This window comes from Corallococcus sp. CA053C, assembly GCF_003611675.1.
In the GTDB taxonomy this organism is placed as follows: domain Bacteria; phylum Myxococcota; class Myxococcia; order Myxococcales; family Myxococcaceae; genus Corallococcus.
The window spans coordinates 1-1,467 of the sequence record NZ_RAWA01000768.1; the positions used below are offsets into that span (position 1 = coordinate 1).

Consider the following 1,467-nt stretch of genomic DNA (forward strand, 5'->3'; position numbering starts at 1 on the left):
CGCCCTGGTGCCGCCCCCGCTGCTCTACGGCCAGCTCCAGCCCGTCGTGGGCACGTGGGTGGAGTACACCTTCCGCTCGAAGCAGGGGACCTTCCCGGTGCGGGCCGCCGTGGTGGGCGAGACGCCCCGCGAGCACGACACGCTGTTCCAGGTGGAGCTGGACTACCAGACGTCGCCCCGCGTCCTCATCATCGTCTGGATCTCCCGCGCCGGCACCGCGCGCCCCCTGGTGGAGCGGCTGGCCATCTCCATGCCGTCCAACACCCCCATCTCCATCCCCGTGGACCTCCTCGCGGACCACTCCGCGCTGCGCGGCGTGCCCGTGCGCCAGCGCGACACCGAGCTGCGAGCCGGCCCCTTCGCGGGCAAGGCCCGCGAGCAGACCTTCCGCCTGGAGTCCGGCCAGACGATGACGGTGGTCACTTCCGCGAAGGTGCCCGTGTTCGGCGTGGAGTCCCTGCACGACAACGAGTCGAGCTGGTCCGCGGTCCGCTCCGGCGCGGGCGCCCGTCCCTCGCTGGGGTCCGTTCCCCTCGCGCTGCCCCGCCTGCCGGGCCCCTGAGGCCGCTTCAGCCGAAGGGGTAGCCCAGCACGCAGTAGAAGCCGCGGATGTAGATGGTGAGCGCCGCGAACATCTCCGGCGCGAACGTGCTGATGGCCCCGGTGCCGATGAGCAGCGCCATGAGCAGCAGCGTGAACTCCGTCATGGCCTGACCGCGCGAGCGGGGCCGCCGCATCCACCGGTAGCCACGCGACATCCAGCCGTTCATCGGTTCGACTCCTGGGGAGGAGGAAGGGGGGCACGCTCGATGACGAGCGTGATGAGGGACTCCGGGAGGCCGTCCTTGTCGACGGGCGACAGCGACAGCGACAGCCGCTCCCCGGGGCGCTGGAACTCGAGCAGCTCCACGCCGTGCGCCGAACGACTGTCCACGACCGCGTAGCCGCGCGCGGGAAGCTGCTCCCGGTAGAAGGCCATGAGCATCTGGGGCGTGCCGTGCGCCACCTGGGTGAGCGTGGTGCTGCCCGCCGTGGGCCCGGAGCCGCGCTCGTCCACGCGCAGCACCGTCACCGCGCCGGGAGGCTGGGGCAGCGAGGCGGGCGCGGTGCCCTGCAGGTGGATGCCCTCGGGGGCCTCCACGAGCGAGGGGAAGACGAGCGTGCGCGGCATGGCGCCGCCCGAACGGATCGTGGTGACGGACACCAGCGCGCCCAGCTTCGCGTCGTAGTAGTTCACCGCGCCGCCGCCCGCGCCGTCTTCCTGCGTGACGATGTCGCGGCCCCGCAGGCGGAACTCGCGGGCGTAGAACTCCAGCACCTCGCCAGGCGGGTGGTCCGTCTCGAAGTAGCCCATCTCCATGGGGCTGCCGTTCGTCTCCAGCCGGCCCATGGGCACCATCGTGGCCCCGGGGAACGGCGGGAACACCCGCTGCACCCGGTCCGCGCCGGAGGAGGGCAGGGGCGGCG

General features: G+C 72.7%; 3 protein-coding genes. 1 reads left to right on the forward strand and 2 read right to left on the reverse strand.

Going from position 1 to position 1,467, the window contains the following annotated elements; genetic code table 11:
• Positions 1–562: hypothetical protein (locus D7V97_RS42980; RefSeq protein ID WP_120616263.1), on the forward strand; the 562-nt coding region annotated here is incomplete at its 5' end.
• Positions 563–569: 7 nt separating this feature from the next.
• Here the strand turns inward: D7V97_RS42980 and D7V97_RS42985 are convergent.
• Positions 570–770 carry a hypothetical protein gene (locus D7V97_RS42985; RefSeq protein ID WP_120616264.1) on the reverse strand — a complete coding sequence of 67 codons (201 nt, stop codon included), beginning with the start codon at positions 768–770 and terminating at the stop codon, positions 570–572.
• The coding region (locus D7V97_RS42990; protein ID WP_120616265.1) for a hypothetical protein at positions 767–1,467 on the reverse strand (701 nt) is incomplete at its 5' end. The genes D7V97_RS42985 and D7V97_RS42990, both read right to left, overlap by 4 nt.